This window comes from Mesorhizobium sp. M7A.F.Ca.CA.002.04.1.1 (assembly GCF_004022805.1).
Classification (GTDB): Bacteria; Pseudomonadota; Alphaproteobacteria; order Rhizobiales; family Rhizobiaceae; genus Mesorhizobium; species Mesorhizobium ciceri.
In genome coordinates, this window is record NZ_RZPL01000763.1 from 1 (window position 1) to 2,589 (window position 2,589).

Annotated in this window: 2 protein-coding genes and 1 pseudogene; 1 reads left to right on the forward strand and 2 read right to left on the reverse strand. The window is 61.4% G+C overall.

Annotated elements, in window-relative coordinates; translation table 11 throughout:
• A partial coding sequence (locus ENZ75_RS28045) for a 2Fe-2S iron-sulfur cluster-binding protein (RefSeq protein WP_164763667.1) occupies positions 1–158 on the reverse strand: 158 nt, incomplete at its 3' end.
• Between the two features lie 111 nt (positions 159–269).
• Positions 270–638, reverse strand: a complete 369-nt coding sequence (locus ENZ75_RS28050) for an Hpt domain-containing protein (protein WP_023813039.1) — start codon at positions 636–638, stop codon at positions 270–272.
• Between the two features lie 272 nt (positions 639–910).
• Between ENZ75_RS28050 and ENZ75_RS28055 the strand changes: the two are divergent.
• A pseudogene (locus tag ENZ75_RS28055) lies at positions 911–2,589 on the forward strand (kinesin); the annotation flags it as partial.

Below are 2,589 nucleotides of genomic sequence, written 5' to 3' on the forward strand. Positions count from 1 at the left end.
ACATAGACGTGACAGGTGGCACAGGCGCAGGCACCGCCGCATTCGGCTTCGATCCCGGGCACGGCGTTGCGGATCGCGTTCTCCATGACCGTAGAGCCGTTCTCGGCGTCCATGTCGAAATGCGTGCCGTCATGGGCAATGAAAGTCAGCTTGGTCATTTGTCACCTGAAGGGAGTTGCAGCCGAGATAATCACTCCGGCTGACAAGTCAACTGCCGCATGAAAGCGCCGCCCGATGACGTTTTTCCGCAAATCGGATTCGGCGCGGATTCAGCGGTTGATGGCGGCGATGAAATCGCGCACTTCGTCGATCAGCGTACCAAGCCGCTTGAGCGTCTGGCCGTCTTCCGGCCGGTGCTCGATCTCGGTGGCGCAATCGGCGATGGCAAAGGCGCCCACGCCCCGTGCCGAACCCTTTAATCCATGGGCGAGCAGAAGCCGGTCCTTGATATCGGCGTCGACTATTCTGTCACGCACGGACAGCGCCTGCTGTACAAATAGCGCCAGAACCTCTTGCTCAAGGCTGCGGTCACCCATTGTCTGGCGGGCAAGGTGTGCCAAATCGACCGGCCGTGACCGTCTTGGTCCGGATACATCTCCCCCGGGCATTGAGAAGGCGATGCCGCTTTCGCCACGCATGAACTCGAACTCCGTTTCTTCGACTCGCCCAAAAACCTAGGCGAATCCAATGGACAACGGGTTAATGAATGGCCCGGAAAAATGTTGCCAAAGCGGCGTCCAAATCACAGTTCCGTTAACCTTATATTTAAAGTTTTACGTATCCCGCGGAATGCATGTTTTCTTTACCCCCCTGTGTCATTACGATACGAGGGGTCCATTTTCAGCCTCCTGCGCGGGGCAAGACAAACAGAATTATAAGCCCGCGGCAGCTAGTACAGGGTAGCGAAGGCATGGCAAAGAAACCGACGACGAGAACTCTCGACAGCGAAGTGGCCAGGGAACTGGAAAAGGCGCTCGATCTCGACCTCAGCAATGAGATCGGCAGCGGCGACCTCGATATCGCGGCTTCGATGGAGGATCTTGAAGCGCAGATATCCCAGGCGGCCGACGAGCTGGCGCGCGAGGGACGCAATCATAAGCCGGAACAGAACCCGGAGCCGGTGGTCAACCAAAACCAGGCCGCGAAACCCGCGCCCAAGGCCAAACCTGCCGAATTGCGCCCCGTGGAACCGCGCAATGGCGCCCAGCCCGCAGGTTTCGCGCCGGCCAATGACGATCGCCAGAAGGATTACAAGACGCTCCTGCACAGCCTCAACAGGCGTGCCTCGAACACCATTTACTGGGTCGTCGCCTTCGTTTCGCTCGCCTGGTTCGCCGGTGCCGGTGGTTTGGCCAATCTGCTTTTCGGACCGAGCATCTGGAGAATCCGCACGCTCGACCAGTTCCTTGCCCGTCCGGAACTGATCGGCCTCGCCGTCGCGGCCATCGTGCCCGTCATCCTGTTCTGGGCCTTCGCCGCCATGATTCGCCGCGCCCAGGAAATGCGCATCGCCGCACAGTCGATGACCGAAGTGGCCTTCCGCCTGACCGAGCCGGAAAACCTTGCCCAGGATCGCGTCATGATGATCGGCCAGGCCGTTCGTCGCGAGGTCGCGGCGATGGGCGAAGGCATCGAACGCACGCTTGCCCGCGCCGTCGAACTGGAAACGCTTGTCCACAGCGAAGTCAACCAGATCGAACGCTCCTATTCCGAGAATGAATCCCGCATCCGTTCGCTGGTCGACGGCCTCGGCAGCGAGCGCGAAGCCGTCGTCACCCATGCCGAGCGCGTCCGCGCCTCGATTACCGGCGCGCATGAGACGCTGAAGGACGAGATCGGCGCGGCTTCCGACATCATTCGCGACTCGATCCTCAATGCATCGACCAAATTGTCGATGACGATCACCAATTCCGGCGACACGCTGATCGACCGCATCAACGAAAGCTCGATGTCGATCTTCGATTCCGTCGAAGGCCGGCTCGATTCGATCACCGACCGTCTGTCGACCTCGGGCGAGGCCTTCGCCAGCCTTCTCGACACCCGCATTGCCAAGCTGACGGACACCACGGACGGACTGACGCGGTCGTTGACCGATCTGCTCGACGATCGCACCACCGGCATGGTGTCGCTGCTAGGCGGCGCCGCGCGCACCCTCAATTCCGAATTCGAGGCCAGCCTCAACGGCATCGAGCGCACGCTCGCCGAACGCGGCCAGGCGCTGATCAGCGAGTTCCAGACCCGCGCCGAGGCGCTCGACACCGGAACGCAGAAGCTCAATGCGGCACTCGAGGCCCGCGCCCGCCAGATCAATGAAACGCTGGTCGAGCGCGCCCGCGAAATCGCGCACACCTTCGCCGAGAGCAAGGACACGCTGTCGGCGATGATCGATCAGGGCAAGACCCAGATCGGCGCCGACATGGCCGACATCGTCACTTCGACCTCCTCTATGCTCGAAGCCCGCGCCAGCGACTTCGCCGGACGCATGGAAGCCGCCCGTCACGTCGTGTCGCGTTCGTTCGACAGTGACATCCAGCGGCTCGCCGACGCCCGCGTCGGCATCGAGGAAGCTGTCGAGAACCACAGCAGGAA